This window comes from Streptomyces sp. AC627_RSS907 (genome assembly GCF_019049165.1).
The window spans coordinates 1-20,802 of record NZ_JAGMUE010000005.1 but is presented as its reverse complement, the minus strand read 5'-3'; the positions used below and the strand labels follow the sequence as shown (position 1 = coordinate 20,802).

The 20,802-nt window shown below is 74.6% G+C and carries 18 protein-coding genes; 10 read left to right on the top strand and 8 right to left on the bottom strand.

Features of this window, described 5'->3' with window-relative positions:
- Window positions 1-24: 24 nt before the first annotated feature.
- The 6 genes from KUM32_RS00830 to proP all read left to right on the top strand — a co-directional run bounded on the left by KUM32_RS00830 (window position 25) and on the right by proP (window position 7,305).
- The gene (locus tag KUM32_RS00830; protein WP_217139771.1) at window positions 25-669 is read left to right on the top strand and encodes a sugar O-acetyltransferase; all 645 of its coding nucleotides are present in this window, start codon (window positions 25-27) and stop codon (window positions 667-669) included.
- An 85-nt stretch (window positions 670-754) separates the two neighbouring features.
- A complete protein-coding gene (locus tag KUM32_RS00825) occupies window positions 755-1,318 on the top strand; it encodes an MSMEG_1061 family FMN-dependent PPOX-type flavoprotein (protein ID WP_217139770.1) in 564 nt (187 codons plus the stop codon).
- Between the two features lie 102 nt (window positions 1,319-1,420).
- Window positions 1,421-2,281, top strand: a complete 861-nt coding sequence (locus KUM32_RS00820) for an ABC transporter ATP-binding protein (RefSeq protein WP_217139769.1) — start codon at window positions 1,421-1,423, stop codon at window positions 2,279-2,281.
- Complete coding sequence (locus KUM32_RS00815; RefSeq protein ID WP_217139768.1) at window positions 2,278-3,261, top strand: iron-siderophore ABC transporter substrate-binding protein; 984 nt, start codon at window positions 2,278-2,280, stop codon at window positions 3,259-3,261. The genes KUM32_RS00820 and KUM32_RS00815 overlap by 4 nt, the downstream gene beginning before the upstream one ends.
- A gap of 7 nt (window positions 3,262-3,268) precedes the next feature.
- Window positions 3,269-5,338 (top strand): iron ABC transporter permease, encoded by a 2,070-nt coding sequence (locus KUM32_RS00810; RefSeq protein ID WP_217139767.1) that lies wholly within the window; start codon window positions 3,269-3,271, stop codon window positions 5,336-5,338.
- A gap of 479 nt (window positions 5,339-5,817) precedes the next feature.
- Window positions 5,818-7,305, top strand: a complete 1,488-nt coding sequence (proP, locus tag KUM32_RS00805) for a glycine betaine/L-proline transporter ProP (RefSeq protein WP_217139857.1) — start codon at window positions 5,818-5,820, stop codon at window positions 7,303-7,305.
- Here the strand turns inward: proP and KUM32_RS00800 are convergent.
- Complete coding sequence (locus KUM32_RS00800) at window positions 7,269-8,207, bottom strand: DMT family transporter (protein ID WP_217139766.1); 939 nt, start codon at window positions 8,205-8,207, stop codon at window positions 7,269-7,271. The two genes, proP and KUM32_RS00800, sit on opposite strands and share 37 nt — an antisense overlap.
- 249 nt (window positions 8,208-8,456) lie before the next feature.
- Here KUM32_RS00800 and KUM32_RS00795 point away from each other — a divergent pair, with 249 nt between their 5' ends.
- Complete coding sequence (locus tag KUM32_RS00795) at window positions 8,457-9,170, top strand: hypothetical protein (RefSeq protein ID WP_254404849.1); 714 nt, start codon at window positions 8,457-8,459, stop codon at window positions 9,168-9,170.
- Window positions 9,171-9,176: 6 nt separating this feature from the next.
- On the opposite strand, the gene KUM32_RS00790 is transcribed toward KUM32_RS00795, so the two are convergent.
- Genes KUM32_RS00790 through crtI form a run of 4 tightly spaced genes read right to left on the bottom strand, consistent with a single transcriptional unit; the run spans window position 9,177 to window position 13,225 of the window.
- Window positions 9,177-9,665, bottom strand: coding sequence for an MSMEG_6728 family protein (locus KUM32_RS00790; protein ID WP_217139764.1), 489 nt, complete (start codon window positions 9,663-9,665; stop codon window positions 9,177-9,179).
- Window positions 9,666-9,681: 16 nt separating this feature from the next.
- Window positions 9,682-10,704 (bottom strand): DUF5914 domain-containing protein, encoded by a 1,023-nt coding sequence (locus KUM32_RS00785; RefSeq protein ID WP_217139763.1) that lies wholly within the window; start codon window positions 10,702-10,704, stop codon window positions 9,682-9,684.
- The gene (locus tag KUM32_RS00780) at window positions 10,701-11,711 is read right to left on the bottom strand and encodes a phytoene/squalene synthase family protein (RefSeq protein WP_217139762.1); all 1,011 of its coding nucleotides are present in this window, start codon (window positions 11,709-11,711) and stop codon (window positions 10,701-10,703) included. Before KUM32_RS00780 ends, KUM32_RS00785 begins: the two co-directional genes overlap by 4 nt.
- Window positions 11,708-13,225 (bottom strand): phytoene desaturase family protein, encoded by a 1,518-nt coding sequence (gene crtI, locus KUM32_RS00775; RefSeq protein ID WP_217139761.1) that lies wholly within the window; start codon window positions 13,223-13,225, stop codon window positions 11,708-11,710. The genes KUM32_RS00780 and crtI overlap by 4 nt, the downstream gene beginning before the upstream one ends.
- Window positions 13,226-13,675: 450 nt before the next feature.
- On the opposite strand from crtI, the gene KUM32_RS00770 reads away from it, so the two are divergent.
- Genes KUM32_RS00770 through KUM32_RS00760 form a run of 3 tightly spaced genes read left to right on the top strand, consistent with a single transcriptional unit; the run spans window position 13,676 to window position 17,200 of the window.
- A complete protein-coding gene (locus KUM32_RS00770; protein WP_217139760.1) occupies window positions 13,676-14,881 on the top strand; it encodes a lycopene cyclase family protein in 1,206 nt (401 codons plus the stop codon).
- A gap of 25 nt (window positions 14,882-14,906) precedes the next feature.
- Window positions 14,907-15,638: a methyltransferase domain-containing protein gene (locus KUM32_RS00765; RefSeq protein ID WP_217139759.1), complete on the top strand. Its 732-nt coding sequence runs from the start codon at window positions 14,907-14,909 to the stop codon at window positions 15,636-15,638.
- A complete protein-coding gene (locus KUM32_RS00760; RefSeq protein WP_217139758.1) occupies window positions 15,635-17,200 on the top strand; it encodes an FAD-dependent oxidoreductase in 1,566 nt (521 codons plus the stop codon). The genes KUM32_RS00765 and KUM32_RS00760 overlap by 4 nt, the downstream gene beginning before the upstream one ends.
- Before the next feature lie 199 nt (window positions 17,201-17,399).
- Here the strand turns inward: KUM32_RS00760 and KUM32_RS00755 are convergent, their stop codons facing one another.
- The 3 genes from KUM32_RS00755 to KUM32_RS00745 form a co-directional block, all read right to left on the bottom strand.
- Window positions 17,400-18,281, bottom strand: coding sequence for an SDR family oxidoreductase (locus KUM32_RS00755; protein ID WP_217139856.1), 882 nt, complete (start codon window positions 18,279-18,281; stop codon window positions 17,400-17,402).
- A gap of 71 nt (window positions 18,282-18,352) precedes the next feature.
- A complete protein-coding gene (locus KUM32_RS00750) occupies window positions 18,353-19,972 on the bottom strand; it encodes an NAD(P)/FAD-dependent oxidoreductase (RefSeq protein WP_217139757.1) in 1,620 nt (539 codons plus the stop codon).
- Window positions 19,965-20,471, bottom strand: coding sequence for an SRPBCC family protein (locus tag KUM32_RS00745; protein ID WP_217139756.1), 507 nt, complete (start codon window positions 20,469-20,471; stop codon window positions 19,965-19,967). Before KUM32_RS00745 ends, KUM32_RS00750 begins: the two co-directional genes overlap by 8 nt.
- Between the last annotated feature and the right edge of the window lie 331 nt (window positions 20,472-20,802).

Here is a 20,802-nt window from a genome sequence, read left to right as displayed (position 1 = left end):
CGGCCGGTGACCGGAGGAGGACGTATGACCCTGGATCCGCGTGAACTGGAAGTACGCCGCAGGATGGCGGCGCAGGAGCTGTACACGGACGGCGCCCCGGGCCTGGAGGTCCTGACGGAGGAGCGCCTGCGGGGGAAGGAGCTCGCCGACGCCTACAACCGCACCGCCCCCCGGGACGAGGACGGCCGCCGGACGATCCTGCAGGAGCTTCTCGCCTCACTGGGCACGGGGGTGTGGATCGAACCGCCGCTGCACGTCGCCTACGGCAACCACGTGCACCTGGGCGACGACGTCTACGCCAACTTCGGCCTCACCCTCGTCGACGACGTCGAGGTCTTCGTCGGGGACCGGGTCATGTTCGCCCCGCACGTGACCGTCAGCACCACCGGACACCCCGTCCACCCGGACCTGCGCAGGGACGGTACGCAGTTCTCGGCGCCGGTGCGCGTCGAGGACGACGTGTGGATCGGGGCCGGCGCACTGATCATGCCGGGGGTCACCATCGGCCGGGGGTCGGTGGTCGGTGCGGGCAGCGTGGTGACGGCACACGTGCCGCCGATGGTGGTCGTCGCCGGGACACCGGCGCGGGTGCTGCGCGAGATCACCGACGCGGACCGGGAGTGGAGCTACCGTCCGCCCCGGACCCTGCCCCTGCCGGGTGTTAGGTAAGGCGAACCTAACGCCAGATAATGTTCTCTGTGCAACCACCTCCGGAAGCACCCGCTTCCGGCACGCACACACCTGGGAGCGGGCCTTGCCACACACGATCGACGTGACCGGAGACCGGTCGGACACCGTCCCCGAGGACGGCTGGGTCGAACTCGGCTCCCGCGCCGAACTGCGCGACCTGCTGGGCGAGCCCTGGCCCATCGTCATCGACAAGGTCCACGAACGGCTCACGGACGACGACCGGGACATCATGGCCCGCTCCCCGTTCTGCCTCCTGGCCACCTCCGACGCGCAGGGCAACTGCGACGTCTCACCCCGCGGCGACGCCCCGGGATTCACGCACGTCCTCGGTCCCGCCACCATCGCCCTGCCCGACCGGCCGGGCAACCGGCGGGGGGACAGCTTCCACAACATCCTCGACAACCCGCACGCCGGCCTGCTCTACCTGGTCCCCGGCGGCAAGGATGTGCTGCGGGTCAACGGCCGGGTCCGCATCCTCACCGACGCGCCCTTCTTCGACGCGATGGCGCGCAACGGCAGGCGTCCGGACCTGGCGCTGCTCATGGAGATCGACGAGATCTACCTCCACTGCCCGCAGTCCCTGAACCGGGCCGGTCTGTGGAAACCCCAGTCGTGGCAAGCGAGTTGAGTCCGTCGTCCGGCTTCGGGCAGAAGGGGCGACGCGGTCGCCGCCGGTATCCGTGACCCCCGCCTCTACCAGCACTTATTAGGTTAGGCTAACCTTCGCCACGTGAGATCAGGTGAAGACGCAGCCGGTACCCCGCGCCTGCGCGGGCATGAACTGTCGGCGACCGGCGTGACCGTGTCGTACGACGGTGTCGATGTCGTGCACGACGCGGCGGTCAGGCTCAGGCCCGGCGAAGTGACCGTCCTGGTGGGCCCGAACGGCAGCGGGAAGTCGACGCTGCTACGGACCATCGCCCGGCTGCAGCACGCCCGCAGCGCCACACTCAGGATCGACGGCGACACCGACGGCCTGGCGCTGACGTCCCGGGAGTTCTCGCGGTACGTCGCGCTGCTGACGCAGGCGCGCCCCACGCCCGGCGGACTGACCGTGCGGGACGTCGTCGAGTTCGGCCGCTATCCGTACCGGGGCCGCTGGGGGCGGCCGGATCCGGACGGCCCGGCCGCCGTCGACCGGGCGCTCGCGCTCACCGGCGTCGGCCAACTCGCCGACCGCGGCGCCGACCACCTGTCCGGCGGGCAGTTGCAGCGGGTGTGGCTCGCGAGCTGCCTCGCCCAGGAGACCGGCGTACTGCTCCTGGACGAACCGACGACCTACCTCGACCTCCGCTACCAGATAGAACTGCTCGACCTCATCCGCGACCTGGCGGACGACCACGGGATCGCCGTCGGTGTCGTCCTGCACGACCTCGACCAGGCGGCGGCCGTCGCCGACCGGATCACGCTCCTCGAAGCGGGCCGGATCGTCGCCGACGGCCTGCCCGAGGACGTGCTGACGCCGGAACGCCTGACCGCCGTCTACGGCATCCGGATCGACGTCGACACCGACCCCCTGACCGGCCGGCTGCGCACCCGCCCGATCGGCCGCCACCACATACGAACCGAAAGGCTCGGCACCACCTCATGAGACGCCTCCTCCTCACCGCGGCCGCCACCACCGCCGCGGCGCTCACCCTCGCCGCCTGCGGCACCACCGAGCCCGCCGCCGACAAGACGGAGAAGAAGGCCTCCGAGGCCATCACGCTCAAGGACGGCAAGGGCAACGAGGTGAAGCTGGACGGCCCGGCCACCAAGGTCGTCGCCACCGAGTGGAACGTCGTCGAGAGCCTCGTCTCGCTGGGTGTCGACCCGGTCGGCGTCGCGGACGTCAAGGGCTACACGACGTGGGACACCGCGGCTCCGCTGAAGAACAAGCCCAAGGACATCGGCACGCGGGGCGAGCCGAGCATGGACACCGTCGCCTCCCTGGCCCCCGACCTCATCGTCGCCACCACGGACCTGCCGCCCGCCGCCGTGAAGCAGATGCGCGAGGTCGCCCCGGTGCTGGAGGTCAAGTCCGCCGACCGCACCGGCCAGATCGACCAGATGCTGGCGAACGTCGACCTCATCGCCAAGGCCACCGGCACCACGGACAAGGCGAAGACCGTCCGCCAGGACTTCGAGGCGAAGGTCGCCGAGGGCAAGAAGGCCCTGACCGACGCCAGGATGGCGGGCAAGGAGATCGCCTTCGCCGACGGCTACGTCAACTCCAACCAGGTCTCGATCCGTCCCTACACCGCGACCTCGCTCATCGGTGAGGTCAACGAGGCGATCGGGCTGAAGAACGCCTGGAAGGTGAAGGGCGACGAGGCCTACGGCCTCGGATCCACCGACGTGGAGGGGCTCACCGCCCTCCCGAAGGACGTCCAGTTCGCGTACATCGCCAGCGACGAGGACAAGAACAGCACCCCGTTCACCGGCGCCCTGACCAAGAACTCCGTGTGGAAGTCCCTGCCGTTCGTCAAGGCCGGCGACGTGCACCGGCTGCACGACGGCATCTGGATGTTCGGCGGTCCCGGGTCGATGAAGGCGTACATCGACGCCGTCGTCGGCGCCCTGACGAAGTAGCGAGGCCATGGCCGTCACCGCAACCAAGCCCGCGACTCGTCCGTCGACGGTCCCGACGTCCCGGTCGGGCGCGGCCGCGGTGACGGCCGGGATCGTCCTGCTGGTCGCCGTCCTCGCCGTCGTCGACATCACCCAGGGCACCGCCGCCGTCGGACCGGCCGAGGTGTTCAAGGCCCTGACCGGACAGGCCGAACCGGACGACGCGTCCGTCGTGATCGCGTCCCGGCTGCCGCGCATGACCGCCGGCCTGCTGGTCGGCGCCGTCCTCGGCATGGCCGGCGCGGTGCTCCAGAAGGTCAGCCGCAACGTGCTGGCCTCCCCCGACACCCTCGCGGTGAACGCGGGTTCCTACCTGGCGCTCGGGCTGGCCGGCGCCACCGGCGTCTCGCTCCCGATGATCGCCTCCTCCGGCGTCGCCTTCGCCGGCGGCCTGGCGGCGGCGGCCGTCGTGCTCGGCCTGTCCGGCCTCGGCACGGGCACCGTCCGGCTCGTACTCGCCGGCACCGCGCTGATGCTGGGCCTCAACTCCATGACGGAGGGTCTGCTCCTGCTCTTCCCGGAGCAGACCGAGGGCCTCTACCAGTGGAACCAGGGCAGCATCGGCCAGAACGGCTTCGACGGCGTCCTGCAGATGCTGCCCGTCGCCCTCGTCGGGCTGGTCGGGCTGCTGCTGACGGCCCGTCGCGTGGACGCGCTCGCCCTCGGCGACGACGTGGCGCGCGGGCTGGGCGTCCCGGTCCGGGCCACCCGGGTCACGGTCGTCGTGCTGGCCGCGCTGCTGTCCGCCGCGGCGGTCACGCTCGCCGGCCCCATCGGCTTCGTCGGCCTGTGCGCGCCCGCCCTGGTCCGCCCGCTCTCCCGCCGCTTCCGCGGCTTCGCGCGGTCCCGTACGTCCATGCCCGCGGCCGCTCTGACCGGCGCGGCCCTGGTGCTCGGTTCGGACGTCCTGCTGCGGGTCCTGGTGGCGGACGACCGCGCCGTGTCCGTGCCCACCGGCGTGGTCACCAGCCTCGTCGGCGCCGTGTTCCTCGTCGTCATGGCACAGCGGCTGCGGGACACCGCCGGGGCCGGCGCCCCGGACCGGCTGCGCATCCCGAGCCGGGCGGTGTTCCTGGCCACGGTCGCCGTCCTGGCAGCCGTCCTGGTGGGCCTCGTGATCGCCGCCGTGCTGGTGGGTGACAGCAAGCTCCTGCTCGGTGACGTCGTCAACTGGGCGCAGGGGAAGGCCGGGCGGACCGTCTCCTTCGTGCTGGACACGCGGGTGCCCCGGGTGCTCGCCGCGCTCGGCGCGGGTGCGGCGCTCGCCCTGGCCGGCACACTGGTGCAGGCCGTCACCCGCAACCCGCTCGCGGAGCCGAACGTCCTCGGTGTCACGGGCGGGGGCGCGCTGGGCGCCGTGATCCTGGTGACCACCGTGCCGGCCGCGGGCACGTGGGGGATCGCCGGGGCCGCGTTCGCCGGGGCCGGCATCACCGCCGTCCTCGTCTTCGGGCTCGCCGCCCGGGGCGGCTTCCAGCAGAACCGGCTCGTCCTGGTCGGCATCGGCGTCGCCTCGGCGACGGCGGCGCTGATCAGCCTGCTGATCGTGCTCACGGACCCGTTCAACGCGACCAAGGCCCTGACCTGGCTGTCGGGTTCCACCTACGGGCGGACCATGCCGGACGTCGTGCCGGTGGCGGTGGCGCTGGTGGTCGGCACCGGGGTGGCGGTGGCCCGCCGCACCGAGCTGGACCTGATCTCCCTGGACGAGGACACGCCGCGGCTGCTCGGTCTGCGGCTGGCGCCGGGCCGCCTCGGCTTCCTCGTACTGAGTGTGGTGCTCAGCTCGACCGCCGTGGCCTGCGCGGGCACCATCGGGTTCGTGGGGCTCGTGGCCCCGCACGCGGCACGCGCACTCGTGGGCCGGCGACACGTACGGGTCGTGCCGGTCTCGATCCTCCTGGGCGCCACCCTCGTCTGTGCGGCCGATCTGCTCGGCCGCACGGTGATCGCCCCGGCCCAGCTCGGCGCGGGGCTCATGACGGCGGTGATCGGTACGCCGTACTTCCTGTACCTCCTGGTGCGCAGCCGCCGGTAGCCCACTCACCGGCAGTGGTCCGGGCGGCGGTGACCGCACGCCCCGCACGGTGCCGGGACGGACCGTCGGGTGGCCGCCGCCCGGCTCGGTGAGCGAGGCCCTGGAGACCGGACGCGCCGCGCTCGGCCCCGGCACCCGGGAACGGACGGGCCCCGCACCACGACCGGATACGGCCCACCCGCTCCCGGGTCGGCGCGCCGCTCACCGACCAGGGCGCCGCCCTCCCCGGCGCGCGCGGGGCGGCTCCACCCGCTGGAGCCGCCCCGCGCGACCCTGAGCCCTCACCCCGCCCCCGCCCCCGCCTCGACACCGGTGCGCGGGGTGTGATCCGCGCGAACCCGGGCAGCAGCCTCGGCATGCGCCGGACGATCATTGCGGCGCAGAATTCGCTTAGGCGAATCGTGGTGAGGCGACAGAAAGGCGGCAGCGTGGACGACGCGAAGCCTGACGGCAGGTCCGGCCCCCTGGGCCGGGTGAAGATGCCCAGTACGGTCGCGCGCCTGCCGCACCAGGTGCGCGAGGAGCTGTCCCGGCGGCTTGGGCGCAACAAGCGGGCCTTCCGTGAGGAGGACGTCAAGGTCGTCGAGGGGCCGCTGCTCAAACGCGCCGTGGGCGCCTCGGCGCTCGGCAACTGCATGGAGTGGTTCGACTTCGGCGTCTACAGCTACCTGGCCGCCACCCTCGGCAAGGTCTTCTTCCCGGGCGCCTCCCCGGCCGCCCAGGTCATCTCCTCGTTCGCCACCTTCGCCGCGGCGTTCGTCGTGCGCCCGCTCGGCGGCCTCGTCTTCGGCCCGCTCGGGGACCGCATCGGACGGCAGAAGGTGCTCGCCACCACCATGATCCTGATGGCGCTCGGCACCTTCTCCATCGGGCTGATCCCCAGCTTCGCCACCATCGGCATCGCCGCCCCGGTCCTCCTGCTGCTCGCCCGAATGGTCCAGGGCTTCTCCACCGGTGGCGAGTACGGCGGCGCCACCACCTTCGTCGCCGAGTACTCACCCGACCGCCGGCGCGGCTTCCTCTCCAGCTGGCTCGACTTCGGCACGTTCGTCGGCTACGCCCTGGGCTCGGCGCTGGTCACCGTCCTGAACCTGACGCTGACCGACGCCCAGATGCTCTCCTGGGGCTGGCGTCTGCCGTTCCTGATCGCCGGTCCGCTGGGCCTCATCGGCCTGTACATGCGGCTCAAGCTCGAGGAGTCCCCCGCCTTCCAGCAGCAGCTCGACAAGCACGAACAGAGCCTCGCCCAGCAGTCGGCGGGCAGCGAGTTCAAGACCATCATCAGGAACCACTGGCGTCCGCTGCTCATCTGCATGGGCCTGGTGCTGCTCTACAACGTCACCAACTACATGGTCACCGGTTACCTGCCCACGTACCAGACGGAGACCCTGGAGCGCTCCAGCGGCTTCGCCGACGTCCTGGTGCTGATCGGCATGGTGTGGATCGTGCTGCTGATCACCTTCCTCGGCCGGCTCAGCGACCACGTCGGCCGGCGCCCGCTCTACGCCGTCGGCGCCGCCGCCATGATCGTCCTCGCCGCACCGGCCTTCCTGCTTCTGAAGGCCGACGGCACCTGGGCGCCGATCGCCGGGGTCCTGCTCCTGTCCACGCTGCTGGCCTGCTTCGCCGCGCCGAGCGCCGCGACCCTGCCCGCGCTGTTCCCGACCGCCGTGCGCTACGCGGCCATGGGCATCGGGTTCAACTTCTCCGTCGCGGCCTTCGGCGGCACCACGCCGCTGTTCACCGAGGCACTGGTGAACATCACAGGCGACGACATGATGCCCGCCTACTACCTGATGGTGGCCGGCGCGATCGGCCTGGTGACCGTGAAGTTCATGCCGGAGAGCGCCCAGGTGCCGCTCAACGGCTCGCAGCCCATGGTCGGCTCCCGGCAGGAACAGCGGGAGCTCATCACCACCTCGAAGGACCTCTACCGCTTCGCCAAGGAGCGCTCCGAGGCCCGCTGACTCCTCCCGGCGGGGCGGCCCCGGCGCGCGAACCGGAGCGACGCCCCCGACCCCACGGCGACTCCGGCGCAGACCAGGGCGCTGCCCACGGCCTGCGCGGCACCGTAGGATCCCGTGCCGACGAGCGGTGCCGTGCAGGCGGCGGCGACGGGGATCAGGCCGGAGAACAGGGTGGCGCGCTCGGCGCCGATCCGCTGCATGCCCATGTACCAGCACACGAACCCGATGACGGTGACCACCGCCGCCTGCCACAGCAGCGCGCCCGTCTCGACCGCGTCCGGCCGCCGCAGCCACCCGGAACCGTCGGCCAGGACACCTGCCGCCGCGGACTCGACGGCCGCGATCCCGCACACCACGGTGGACAGCAGCCGCGGCCCCAGGGGCCGCAGCACCGGTACGGCCAGGACGGCGAACCCGACCTCGCCGACCAGGGCGCACACGGAGAAGGCGATGCCCGCGCCGTCGGTGCGCCCCCATCCCTGGACCGTGAAGGCGCCCACGGCCACGAGCAGCGCCCCGTACAGCACCAGGCGCTGCGGCCGGCGCCCGTCCAGGAGCGGGACGACGACGGCGACCACCACGGGCGCGCAGCCGACGAAGACCCCGGGGACCGCGGGTTCCGCCGTGCGTTCCGCGGCGAGGACGGCCAGGTTGAAGCCGACCATGCCGACGGCCGCGAGCAGCGCGAGGCGCAGCCACCGGCCGGCACCGAGCGAGCGCAGCCGGGTCGCGGCGCCGGGCCCGGCGAGCGGGACGAGCAGCAGGAAGGCCAGGCCGTAGCGCAGGAACTGGCCGCCCGCGTACGGGTAGTCCCCGAGGAGGCTGTTGGCGGTGAAGGACCCTCCGACGAGGACACAGGCGAGCGCGGCGAGCAGGACCCCGCGCGTGGTGGTGGTGTTCATGACCGCCACGCTAGAAAGCACGGCGGCCCGCCGCGGGGTCCACTTCGTGGACGCCGTCGGGGACCAATCGGCGGCGCCGGCCCTCCCACGGCGCCACGGCCCGCCCTTCACGTGCGTGCGCGGGAATCGGGGGTAGTCGAAACTCCCCGGTGCCAACGCATCGGGACAGCAAGGGATGTGACGGAGAAGTACCGACACGGGAAGGGAATGCCAGTGCGCACCGGCAAAGTAGCGACCGCTGTGGCCGCCATGAGCGTCTCCGCCGCCTTACTGGCCGGCTGCGGCGGCGATTCGGGTGGCGAGAGCACGCCCTTCGAGGGGCAGAGCGCCGACGACATCGCCGCGAAGGCCGTCGAGGCCACGCAGCGGGCGAAGTCCGTGCACCTGAAGGGTGACACCCGTCTGAAGGACGGCAGCACCGTCACCATCGACGTCTCGGTCGACCAGGAGAAGAACTGCCAGGGCACCATCGGAGCCGGTGGGGCCGAGGCGGACGTGCGGCACACCGACGCGACGCTCTACCTGCGCGGTGACGAGCAGTACTGGCTGAACGCCCTGAAGCGGCAGCCCGACACGGCACGGAAGATGGTGCCGAAGCTCCAGGGCAAGTGGGTGAGGATGCCGGCGAACGACGCCACCACCGCCGGGGTCTGCGACAAGCAGGGCTTCATCGCCGCCATGGACGAGGACAAGTCCGACCGCCGGGGCATGAAGCGGGGCTCCACCTCGGAGGTGGACGGCAAGGAGGCCCTGAAGCTCACGAAGAAGACCTCCGCCGGGCAGACACTCGCCCTGTACGTCGCCACGGAGGGCGAACCGTACATCCTGCGGACGACGACCGAGGGCGGCGAGAACCCGGGCAGCGTCACCTTCGGCGAGTACGACGAACCGGTGCGGCCCGAGCAGCCGCCGGCCGGTCAGACCGTCGACCTGAAGCAGCTCTCCGGGGGGCAGCGGGCCTGAGCCGCCCTACCCGCCGCTTCCCGGCTCCCCCCGTTCCCGGTCCGAAGCCGGCCACACATAGGGCAGGTCGTCCGGGACACCGGGAAAACGTGCGGCGTACACGCCGGGGTCCTTGCGCACCAGGGCCGACCGGTGGCTGCGGTGGAAGGCGTCGTCCCCGAGCCAGGGCGGCAGCTCCCCGGCGTCCGCGAGGTCCGGCTGGTCCCGCACCGGCTCGCCCGGGCGGCACGCGGCCAGTCCGGCCACGAGTGAGGCCGCGCAACTGTCCTGGTGCCCCTGCTCACGCCAGACCCGGCAGACTTCCAGGCCGTAGCGGACGAGTGCCTCCTCGTAGCCCGCCCACATCCGCACCGCCGGGTGCCGGCGCCAGCCGTAGCCGGGCACGGTCAGGCCGCGCAGCACCTGGAGCGCCTCGACCCGCTGTTTGCCGAGCCGGCGCCGGTCGAGGGTGAGGGCCGACTCGCGGAAGCCGGGGTGGGGGAGGAAGGTCTGCATGCCGGTCCGCCTCCGTTCAGCCGGGAGACCGGCCGCGGTCGCGCAGCCGGCCGCGGCGTTCGGCGTAGGCGAGGTCGTCGCGCCACAGGCGGCCGGCGGCGGCCCGCATGAGCGGGCGCAGGGCCGGTGCCAGGCGGCGGGCCACGGGGAAACCCGGCCGGTCCGAGGTGGCCAGCACCGCTTCGACGACCGCGGTGCGCGAGCGGCCGTCGCGGTCCGGGCCGAGTGGCGTGGCGTGGCTCTCCACGACCGAGCCGGTGCCCTCTCCGTCGGTGATGCGCATGACGACGGTGCGGGGCTCCGGTGCGGTGAACTCGGCCCGTACGGGGACGACGAGCCGGCCCGCGAGCCGGAAGGACACGTCCACGACGAAGCGGTCGTCGTCCTCGCCGCCGTCCGGGGACTCCCCGGGCGCCTCGACGACGGTGAGGTCCACGAAGGAGTACGGATGGAACCAGGCGCCGTGCCACGGGTCGAGCCGGTTGGCGACGACGTCCTCGGGATCGCAGTCCCCGACCCCGCGCCAGACGGACGTCAGGGCCGTGGCAAGCGGCGGCCTGGCGGGCACGACGGGCGCCGGGGTGGGCGGCTCCTTGCCCACGTCGTCCAGGCGCACCCACACCAGTACGCCGTCGTCGTGGACCGGCAGGGGTTCCCAGCCGGCGAACGAGGTGCCGTCCAGGGCGAGTCCGTGCCAGTGGCAGACCAGCGTGCCGCACCGCACCGGGCTGTCCGCCAGCGGGGCCCCGAGGTGGGGGCACGCGCCGGGGCCGCCCACCAGGCGCCCGCGCGGGTCCCGCCAGACGACGACCTCGACGCCGGCGACCGTGCCGGCCAGCGGGCGGGCGGATCGGAGGTCCGTGCTGGTGCCGAGGACGTACCAGTTGCCCGCGGGGCGTGCCAGGGCGCGCTTCAGTGCCCCCGCGATGACGGCGGGCCGGGCCTCGCGCCAGGTCGGCCGCTGGTGCTGCCAGGGGACGGGGTGGCGGCGCAGACGCAGGGGGTGGCGGCCCCGGCGGGGGCGGGCGTGCCGCGTCATCCGGCCTCCTTCGCGGGGTGGGCGTCGTTCCGGCAGGGCATCGGTGGTGTTCCGTGGCGCCCGGCGGCGCCACGGAACGCCGTGCGGGCGGCCAGCACCCGGGCGAGCCCGTCGGCCGCGACGACCGCGCGCCGTCGGCGGGAGACCGTCGCGCGCCGGTGCAGGACCGCGTACCCGTCGGCCGCGATGGCGTCGAGGATGTTCCGGTAGAGCACGTAGGCGGTGCGGACGCAGGGCCGCGCCACCGGGTCCAGCATCGCCAGTCCGGGCGCGGCCTCGCGGTAGGCCGCCCGGGTGAGGTCCTCCGCCGCCCGTAGCGCGGTGGTGATGCGCGGGTCGTGGCGGCCGGTGCGCCGGCTCCAGGTGAGCAGGGACCGGTCCACGCCGTGCGCGGCCAGCAGGTCCCCCGGGAGGTAGATCCGGCCGCGGTCCAGGTCCTCGCCGACGTCCCGCAGGAAGTTGGTGAGCTGGAAGGCGACACCCAGCGCGGCGGCGTGCGGGGCGGCCAGGGCCCGGCTGGTCACGGTGCCCAGTACGGGCAGCATCTGGAGGCCGATGACGGCGGCCGAGCCGTGCATGTAGGCGCGCAGGTCGTCATAGGTGGCGTAGTCGGTGACCGTGAGGTCGCTGCGCATGGAGACCATGAAGTCGGTGAAGTGCGCCGGTTCGATGGCGTACCGGGCGGCGGTGTCGGCCAGGGCGAGCACCACGGGCTCGCCGGCGGGTCCCAGGCCCGCCAGTGCCTGCCTCAGCCGCCCTTCGAGGCGGGAGAGGGCGGCGGCGCGCTCGGCGGGTGTGGCGTCGGCTCCCAGGTCGTCGACGATGTCGTCGGCCCGCCGTGCGAAGCCGTACAGGGCGTGCACGGCCGGTCTCCGGTCGGCGGGCAGGAGGCGGGTCGCCAGGAAGTAGGTGCGTCCGTGGCGGGCGTTCAGCGTCCGGCACCGGGTGTAGGCGGCGCGCAGCGCCGGGTCGGTGATGCCGGCGGCGTCCAGTTCGCGGCGGGTCATCGGCGTCCGCCCCGCGCCGCCGTACGGCGTACCGGTGATCCGGTGATGCGGGCGGCGGCCAGCTTGCCGGAGATCAGCACGGTCGGCACGCCGACCCCGGGGGTGGTCCCGCAGCCCGCGAGGACCGCGTTGTCCGTGCCCCGCACCAGGTTGCGGGGACGGAAGGGCCCCGTCTGGGCGAAGGTGTGGGCGACGGAGAAGGGCGTGCCCGCTCCGTGCCCCTGGGCGGTCCAGTCGGCGGGCGTCACCAGGCACTCCTCCTCGATGGCGGCGGCGACGCCGTGCAGTCCCCGGCGTTCCAGGGTGGCGAGCAGGCGGTCGCGGTAGCGGGGCGCGAGGTCGCTCCAGTCGCGGGCGCCGGGCCCGATGTCGGTGTTGGGGCAGGGCGCGAGGACGTAGTGGAGGTGGCGGCCCGGCGGGGCGAGGGCGGGGTCCCCGGCGGTGGGGCGGGTGATCAGCAGGGACGGGTCGGTCATCAGGGTGCCGGTCCTGGTCAGTTCGTCGAAGGTCCGCCGCCATTCCGCGCCGAAGGAGAGCGTGTGGTGGGCGAGGTGCGGCCAGGTGCGGGTGGTGCCGGCGTGCAGGACGACGGCGGAGGGCGCGTGCCGCAGTGCGACCGGCCGGCGCGGACGGCGGCCCAGCAGCCGGTGGGCGACGGGCAGGTCGGGGGTGAGGACGACGGCGTCGCAGGGGATGCGCTCGTGGGCGGTGACGACCGCCGTGACGCGGCTGCCGGACCGTTCCAGGCGGGTGACGTCCTGGCCGAGGCGCAGGTCGGCTCCGGCGTCGGTGGCGGCGGCGGCCATGGCGCGGGGCAGGGCGTGCATGCCGCCGCGCGGGAAGTACACGCCGGCCACGGTGTCCATGTAGGCGATGACGGCGTAGGCGGCCAGCGCCCGGGAGGGTGCGACACCGGCGTACAGGGCCTGGAAGGAGAAGACGCGCCTGAGCCGTTCGTCCGTCAGGAACCGTGCGATGCGCGCGTCCAGCCGGCCGAAGCCGCCGACGGCGGCGAGCCGGGCCAGGTCGGGCGTGAGCAGGCCGAGCGGCGAGTCGAAGTTGGCGTCGATGAACCGGCGCATCTGGACGGCGTACAGCTGTCGCAGCCAGGCCCGCAGCCGCCGGTATCCGGCCGCCTCCCGCGGTCCGGCGAACCGTTCGACCTCCGCCTCCATCGCGGCGGCGTCGGTGTGCACGTCCAGTGTGCCGCCGTCGGCGAAGCACGCCCGGTAGGCGGGGTGCAGGGGCAGCAGGTCGACGCGGTCGCCCAGTCGCTCGCCCACGGCGGCGAAGGCCTCGTCGGCCAGCTCCGGCATCGTCAGGACGGTCGGGCCCGTGTCGAGGTGGTAGCCGCCGAGCTCCCGCCGCCCGGCACGGCCGCCGGGCAGCGGGTCGCGTTCCACGACCGTCACCCGTCGTCCGGAGCCCAGCAGGTGCAGGGTGGCCGACAGACCCGCGAGCCCCGCGCCCACGACCACGACGTGGTCGGTGCGTCCGGTCACCGTCCGCGTCATCGCGGGCCCCGTCCCGCGGGCGGCCGGTCCCGCGGCGGTCGGCTGCCGTGGTCGGCGGTGCTGGGGCACATCCCGGGTCCTCTCGTCGTCGGCGCGGCGGCGGGCCGTGCCGGGTACGCCGGCTGCTTCGGCCGGGCGGCGTGCTGCGGGCACACCGCCCGCGCCGGCCGCCGTCCGCCGGAGGCTCGGCGTCATGCCTTCCCCGTCCGCGTGCCGCACGACGCGGTCCGGGCCCTTTCGGGCCCTGCGGTCACCCGCCCGGCGGGCACCCGCCCCGGGCAGTCCAGCGCGCCGTGCGTCCGCGGTCGGCGCGGGGACGGAATACTGCGCCGGAGCCGAGCCGTCGCGCGCTCGTCGCGCACCCCCGGGCGCGGGCCCCTCGTACCCCCGTCGTACGCCCCCGGTCCGGTGCGGCGGGACGGGCCCCGCCGGGTGAGGGAAGGAGAGGCCGTGGTCGAGGCGGACATCGTGATCGTCGGGGCCGGGGCGGCGGGCCTGTCCCTGGCGCACCGGCTCCCGGCCGGCACGCCCCACCGCCCCGGGCCCCGCGTCGTCCTCGTGGCTCCGCCCCCGGGGCCGCTGCGGGTGCCCCGCCGCACCTGGTGCTTCTGGGAGTCCGGGCCGGGCCGCTTCGACCCGGCGACGACGGCGTCGTGGGAGTGGCTGCGGGTGCGGAGCCGGGACGGGGCGGTCGTACGCAGGCATCTCGCGCCCGCGCGCTACAAGATGATCCGCTCGGACGACTTCGAGGCGATGGTGGACCGTGACCTGAAGGACCGGCCGGGGCTGCGGCGTCTGGAGGCGACCGTCGGCACGGTGACCCCGCTGCCGGACGGGACCGCGTGCGTGACGGCCACCGACGCCGCCGGGGCCCGGATCGGCCTGCGCGCCCGCTCCGTGTTCGACTCCCGCCCGCCGGACCGGCCGCCCGCCGCCCGCACCCGCCTTCTCCAGCACTTCCGCGGCTGGTTCGTCCGCACCGAGCGGCCGGTCTTCGACCCGGCGGTGGTCGACCTGATGGACTTCCGCACCCCCCGGCCCGCGCGCGGCCTGTCCTTCGGCTACGTGCTCCCCACCGGCCGGCACACCGCGCTGGTCGAGTACACCGAGTTCGGGCCCGCGCCGCTGACGTCCGCCGAGTACGACGGCGCCCTGGAGGACTACACGCGCCGCGTCCTGCGCACCGGCGGCACGGAGATCCTGTCGACGGAGCAGGGGGTGATCCCGATGACCGACGCCGTCTTCGCGCGGCAGGCGGAAGGCCCCGGCTCCGTCCCCGCCTCCGTCTTCCGGATCGGGGTCGCGGGCGGGGCGACCCGCGCCTCCACCGGCTACACCTTCGCCGCCGTGCAGCGGCAGTCCGAGGCCATCGCCCGTGCCGTGCGCGCCGGCCGCCGCCCGGTGCCGCCGCCCCCGTACCCGGCGCGGGCCCGGCTGATGGACGCGGTGCTGCTGCGCGCGCTGGACACCGGCCGGGTGGACGGCCCCGACCTCTTCTTCCGGCTGTTCGACCGCGTCCCCGTCCACCGGCTGCTGCGCTTCCTCGACGGACGGTGCCGGTGGTACGAGGACCTCGCGGTCGGCGTGCGCACCCCCGTCCTGCCGATGCTGCGTACGGCGGCCGAACTGCCGTGGCTGCCCCGCCGCCGGCCCTGAGCGACCCCCGCCCCTTGGAGCTGCGATGCCCCTGCTGCGCGACGCCGCGCTGACCGCCGCCTTCGACCACGGTGCGGGCCGCTACGACCGCCTCGTCGCGCTCAACCCCGGCTACCACGCCCAGTTGCGCCGCTCCGCCCGCCGGCTGCGCCTCCCGGACGGCGGCGCGGGCCACCGGGTACTCGACCTGGGCTGCGGCACGGGCGCGTCGACGGCGGCACTGGCCGCCGCGTTCCCCGGCGCGGAGATCGTGGGCGTGGACGCCTCGACGGGTATGCTGCGCCGGGCCCGCGCCAAGGACTGGCCGTCGCGGGTGCGGTTCGTGCACGCCCGTGCGGAGGAAACGCGCCGGGCCCGGCTGCCCGGCCCCTTCGACGCGGTCTTCGCCGCCTATCTGTTCCGCAACCTGGCCGATCCCGACGCCGTCCTGCGCGCGGTGCACCGGCTCCTGACCCCGGGCGGCAGGCTGGCGGTACACGAGTACGCGCTCGGCGGCCGGCCCGCCGACCGGCTGGTGTGGGCGGCGGTGTGCCGGGGCGTCATCCTGCCGCTCGGCACGGTCACCGGTGACCGGGACCTGTACCGGCACCTGTGGCGCAGCGTCACGGCCTTCGACACCGCGCCGGCGTTCGGCGCACGGCTGGGCCGGGCCGGGTTCGCACAGGTACGGGTCCTGCCGCTGCCGGGCTGGCAGACGGGCATCGCCCACACCTTCCTCGGCCGCCGGGCCGACGCCGAGACGGGTGCCGCGCGGTGAACGGGGGCGAGGGGACACGGCCTCCGGGCCGGGACCGGCGCGCACAGGCCGTCCGTCCCCGGCCGGGACGGGAGCGGGTGACCGCGGACCCGCCGTCCGTCGCGGTGGTCGGCGGCGGCGTCGCCGGACTGGCGGCGGCGACCGTGCTCGCGGAGCGAGGCGTGCGCGTGGTGCTCCACGAGCGCGAGCCCGTGCTCGGCGGGCGGGTCGCCGGCTGGCCGGTCGCCCTGCCCGGCGGCGCCCGCGCGACGATGACCCGGGGCTTCCACGCCTTCTTCCGCCAGTACTACAACCTGCGGGGACTGTTGCGCCGTGCCGATCCCGCGCTGGACATGCTCACCGGCCTGCCGGACTATCCGCTGGTGCACAGCAGCGGGCTGCGCGACGGCTTCCGCCGGGTACCGCGCACGCCCCCGTGGAGCGCGCTCGGCTTCGTCGCGCTGAGCCCCAGCTTCCGGCCGCGGGACCTGCCGGCGTTGCGCCCCGCCGTGGCCCTGTCCCTGCTCGACGTCCGTACGCGCCGCGTCCACGAGCGGCTGGACGACGTCAGCGCCCACGACTTCCTCGACGCGCTGGGCTTTCCCGCGGCCGCCCGGCATCTGGCCTTCGAGGTGTTCTCCCGCAGCTTCTTCGCCGATCCGCGGGAGCTGTCGGCCGCGGAGATGGCGCTGATGTTCCACATCTACTTCCTCGGCTCCAGTGAGGGACTGCTGTTCGACGTGCCCCGCGAGCCCTTTCCGCAGGCGCTGTGGGATCCGCTCGTGCGGCACCTGACGGGGTGCGGGGTCGAGGTGCGGACGTCCGCCCCCGTCGAGGCCGTCCTGCCCGGTCCGTCGGGCCCCTCCGGTGGCCGTCTGGTGGTCGACGGCGCCGGCTGCCGGCCGTACGACGCGGTCGTGCTCGCTCTGGACGTCGGCGGACTGAAGGGGGTGGTGGGCCGCTCACCGCGTCTGGGGGACGCCGGGTGGCGCGCGCGGGTGGCACGGCTGCGCAACGCCCCGCCGTTCCTGGTCTCCCGGCTGTGGCTGGACCGCCCGGTCGCGCCCGGCCGGCCCGGCTTCCTCGGCACCGGCGGCTACGGCGCACTGGACAACGTCAGCGTGCTGTCCCACTGGGAGGGCGAGGCGGCGCGCTGGTCGGCGCGCACCGGGGGTTCGGTCGTCGAGCTCCACGCCTACGCCCTGCCGTCGACGGCCGTCCGGGAGGTGGAGGAGAAGGGTCTCGTCGACCGGTTGCACCAGGTGTACCCGGAGACCCGGCACGCCCGCGTCGTCGCCGCCCGGCACGAGTGGCGGGCCGACTGCCCCCTGTTCGCCGTCGGGGGGTACCGGGACCGTCCGACGGTCCGCACGCCCGACCCGGCCGTCGTCGTCGCCGGGGACCTGGTCCGTACGGATCTGCCCGTGGCCCTGATGGAGCGCGCCGCCACCTCGGGGTTCCTCGCGGCCAACACCCTGCTGGAGCGGTGGGGCGTGCGGGGCGAGACGCTGTGGACGGTCCCCGACCGGGGCCGTTCGGCACTGCTGCGCGCCCTGGCACGGAGGTTCGGGGCGCTTCGCTGACACCGGCGGCGCGTACGGCGCCGGGGCCCGTCCGGCGTGTCCGTCGTCCGCCCGAGGGCGAAGGCCTCGTGGTCCGTGGTGCCTGCGATCGCGAGGCGCGGCCCGGCACGCCCTCGTGGCTCCGCCAGGTGGGGGTGTCGCAACGCTGCGAGCGCGCCCGCCCGGCGTCGCGAGGCAGGCGGACATCGCCGGACGGGCCCTACGCCCCTCTGCCCGCCGCCGCGCGGTCGGCCAGTCCGCCCGCGCCGAGGGGGCCGGTCGGGTCCGTGGCCCCCTCGGCCTCCAGCCGGGGCAGGTCACGCCGGGTGACGCGCAGGACGACAGGCGGCAGGGCCGTCCGCGCCACCTGGGCGATGCGCAGCCATCCGGGCACGTACACGGCGGCGCGGCGGTGCTCCACGGCACCGACCACCCGGGCGGCGACCTCGTCCACCGGGAGGATGCGGCGGGCCGGAGCGGGCATGTGCGCGCGCACTTCGCGCAGGACCGCGTACCGGTCGGCGTCGCGGATCATGTCGGTGTCGATCCAGCTGAGGTAGGCGATGCCCACGGCGACCCCGTGGTGGGCGACCTCGGCGCGGAGCGAGTGGGCGAAGGCCTCCACGCCCGCCTTGGAGGCGCAGTAGGCGCTCATCATGGGGGCGGCGCCGAGCGAGGCCAGCGAGGCGATCTGGAGATGGTAGCCGGCCGTGTCGACCAGGTCCGGCAGGAAGGCCCGGGCCGTGTGGGCGCTGCCGGTCAGGTTGACGTCGACCACGCGACGCCACTCGGCCGGGTTCGAGGTGGCGAACGGGCCGCCCTCCGCGATTCCGGCGTTCGCCACCACGACCGACGGCTGCCCCAGGCGCCCGCGGACCTCGCCGGCCGCCTCGTCCAGCGCGGCCGCGTCGGTGACGTCGACCTCGACGGCGAGCGCCGGCGTGGGCAGGGCCGCCGCCACGGCGTCCAGCCGCGGCTTCTCATGGCCGAGCAGGGCGAGCCGGGCGCCTCGGCGGGCACAGCCCTGCGCCAGGGCCGCGCCCAGTCCGCGGGCGGCGCCGGTCACCACGACGACGCGGTGGCGGAGGGGGCTGTCCGTCACCGTTCGGTCCGTCACCGTTCGGTCCTCTGCTCGGGGGATGCGGGGACGGAGGCGGGGCCGGTCACTGGCGGTCACCGTTTGTCGCCGGTGCGGTCGCGACGGGTCAGGGCCCGCTGCATCCGCGTCAGGCCCGCGAACCGGTGCTGCCGCAGCGCGGCGCGTGCGGCGTTGGCACCCGGCGCCCCGTGCACGCCGCCTCCCGGGTGGGCGCCCGCGGAGGCGAGGAAGAGGCCGGCCACCGGGGTCTCCGGGCGCCCGGTGCCGGGCACGGGCCTAAAGACGAGCTGCTGGTGCATGGCGGTGGTGCCGCCGTTGATGGCACCGCCCTCCAGGTTGGCGTCCATGGCCTGGAGCGTCGGCGGTGCGAGCACGCGCCGGGCCCGGATCAGCGCGCGGAAACCGGGCGCGAAGCGTTCCACCTGGCGCTCGACGCGGTCGGCCATGATCTCCTGCTCCTCCAGGTCCCAGCGGCCGGTGACGCCCTCCTCGCCCACGTCGCCCCGGACGTCGTGGGGGACGTGGGTGTAGGCCCAGGCGGACTCCGTGCCGCGGGGTGAGCGGGTCGCGTCCGTGGTCGTCATCTGGCCGAACAGCGCGAAGGGGCGGTCGGGGACCTGGTGCATGGCGATCTGGGCGGCGAAGCGGGTCAGCTCGTCGAGACCGTCGGCCAGGTGCACGGTCCCGGCGCGCGCCGCGTCCCCGCACCGCCAGGGGACGGGGCCGTCCAGCGCCCAGTCCACCTTGAACGTGGCGAAGTCCCACTGGAAGCGCCGCAGGTCGGCGAGGACCTGGTCCGGCAGGTGCTCCGGGGCGACGAGCTCGCCGTATAGGGCGGGCACGGACACGTCCGCGAGGACGGCGCGCCGGGCGGCGACGGTCTCCCCGCCGGCCGTGCGTACGCCCACCGCGCGCCGGTCGCGGACCAGGACGTGCTCGACGCGTCGCCCGCAGCGCAGGGTGCCGCCGCGGGCGCGCAGCCGGTGGACCAGCGCCGCGGTGAGGGCTCCGGCGCCGCCGACCGGCACGGGAAAGCCGTAGGTCTGTCCGAGCATCGACATCAGCCAGCCGAAGCCGCCGCTTCCCGCGGCCTCGGGCGCGAGGTCGGCGTGCAGGGCGTTGCCGGCCAGGAGCAGCTTGCCGCCCTCGCCGCGGAACTCCTCCTCGCCCAGCCGGCGCACCGGCAGCACCAGGGTGCGCGCCAGCCTGAGCCCGCCCCCGGCGCGCAGCCGCAGAGCCAGCCGGGCGCCGGCCCGGACCGGGGGGAAGGGGGTGAAGAGGGCGTCCAGGATGTCCGCCCGGTAGCGGTCCCACACCCCGTGCAGGCGGTCCCAGGCGGCGCCGTCCCCCGGTGCGAAGACGTCGAGGGAGGCGGCGGTGGTGCCGACGTCGCGGTCGAGGACGGCGCACGTGCCGTCGGTCAGGGGATGGGCCAGCACATGGGGCGCGTGGGCCCAGCGCAGGCCGTGGTCCTCCAGCCGCAGTCCGGCGAGGACCGGGGACGCGGCGGCGAGCGGGTAGAAGGAGCTGAACAGGTCGTTGACGAAGCCGGGCGCGACCCCGCTGTCGTGCCGCACCGCTCCGCCCGGCTCGTGCTGCTCCTCCAGCACCTCCACGCTCCAGCCGGCGTCCACCAGCAGGTTCGCCGCCACCAGCCCGTTGGGGCCGGCCCCGACCACGACCGCGTCAGGCACGCCCGGCTCCCGGCCCGAACGCCACGGATCCGGCCGTGTTCGCCGGGTCGGGCCGGCACTGGTCACCGGCCTGGGACTCGCACAGTTCGGCGAGCCTGGCGAGCATCGCCCGGTGCCGCACCTGGAGGAACGCCTCGAGGCCCACGTTGTGCAGCAGTCCGCCGGGGCCGCGCAACGGGTGTTCGTCCACGATCAGCAGGCACTGCTCGCCCCACGGACGCAGCTCGATGGCGATCCGGGCGGTGCCGAGTCTGCCCGCCTTCGCCTCGAGTTCCAGCTGGGAGCCCTCCACGCAGTGTCTGACGACCGACTCGTTGTTCAGCCGCAGCGGACCGAGGCGCACCTCGTAGGCGATCGTCGCACCGACCCGTGGCCACGGGCCCGACTTGGGGACGACCTTCGAGGGTCCCACCACCCACCGCACGTACAGGTCGCCGTCGGCGAGGACGTCCCACACCGCCCGGGGGCTCGCCTGGATCAACCGATGCCGCACCGCCATGCGTGCCTCCCGTGTCCACAAGCCGTCACTGCAAGGACGCAGCACTGAGTGCCCCGTCCGGGACCGGCCAACCCGGCGGACGGGGCGGAGTGCTCCGGAAAGGGGCTGCATTGGCATGGACCTGACGATGCTGCCTGGCTAAGCTCGACCCAACCCGACGAGAGCGCTCTCAGACTGCGGTTGTTCCACCCCCACCTTGCTGGAACGACGAAGGGCAACTCCCGTGAGACGCAGCAGACTCAGGCACCTCGCCCTGGCCGGCCTCCTGATGGTCGGCAGCTTGACCGCCGTCGGCACGCTGCCGGCCTCGGCGGCCGGCTTCCCCGCCCCC

Coding starts and splice junctions, on each gene's coding strand:
- KUM32_RS00830 (WP_217139771.1), top strand. CDS start 25: ATGACCCTGGATCCGCGTGAACTGGAAGTACGCCGCAGGATGGCGGCG.
- KUM32_RS00815 (WP_217139768.1), top strand. CDS start 2,278: ATGAGACGCCTCCTCCTCACCGCGGCCGCCACCACCGCCGCGGCGCTC.
- KUM32_RS00810 (WP_217139767.1), top strand. CDS start 3,269: ATGGCCGTCACCGCAACCAAGCCCGCGACTCGTCCGTCGACGGTCCCG.
- proP (WP_217139857.1), top strand. CDS start 5,818: ATGCCCAGTACGGTCGCGCGCCTGCCGCACCAGGTGCGCGAGGAGCTG.
- KUM32_RS00800 (WP_217139766.1), bottom strand. CDS start 8,207: ATGAACACCACCACCACGCGCGGGGTCCTGCTCGCCGCGCTCGCCTGT.
- KUM32_RS00795 (WP_254404849.1), top strand. CDS start 8,457: ATGAGCGTCTCCGCCGCCTTACTGGCCGGCTGCGGCGGCGATTCGGGT.
- KUM32_RS00790 (WP_217139764.1), bottom strand. CDS start 9,665: ATGCAGACCTTCCTCCCCCACCCCGGCTTCCGCGAGTCGGCCCTCACC.
- KUM32_RS00785 (WP_217139763.1), bottom strand. CDS start 10,704: ATGACGCGGCACGCCCGCCCCCGCCGGGGCCGCCACCCCCTGCGTCTG.
- KUM32_RS00780 (WP_217139762.1), bottom strand. CDS start 11,711: ATGACCCGCCGCGAACTGGACGCCGCCGGCATCACCGACCCGGCGCTG.
- crtI (WP_217139761.1), bottom strand. CDS start 13,225: ATGACGCGGACGGTGACCGGACGCACCGACCACGTCGTGGTCGTGGGC.
- KUM32_RS00765 (WP_217139759.1), top strand. CDS start 14,907: ATGCCCCTGCTGCGCGACGCCGCGCTGACCGCCGCCTTCGACCACGGT.
- KUM32_RS00745 (WP_217139756.1), bottom strand. CDS start 20,471: ATGGCGGTGCGGCATCGGTTGATCCAGGCGAGCCCCCGGGCGGTGTGG.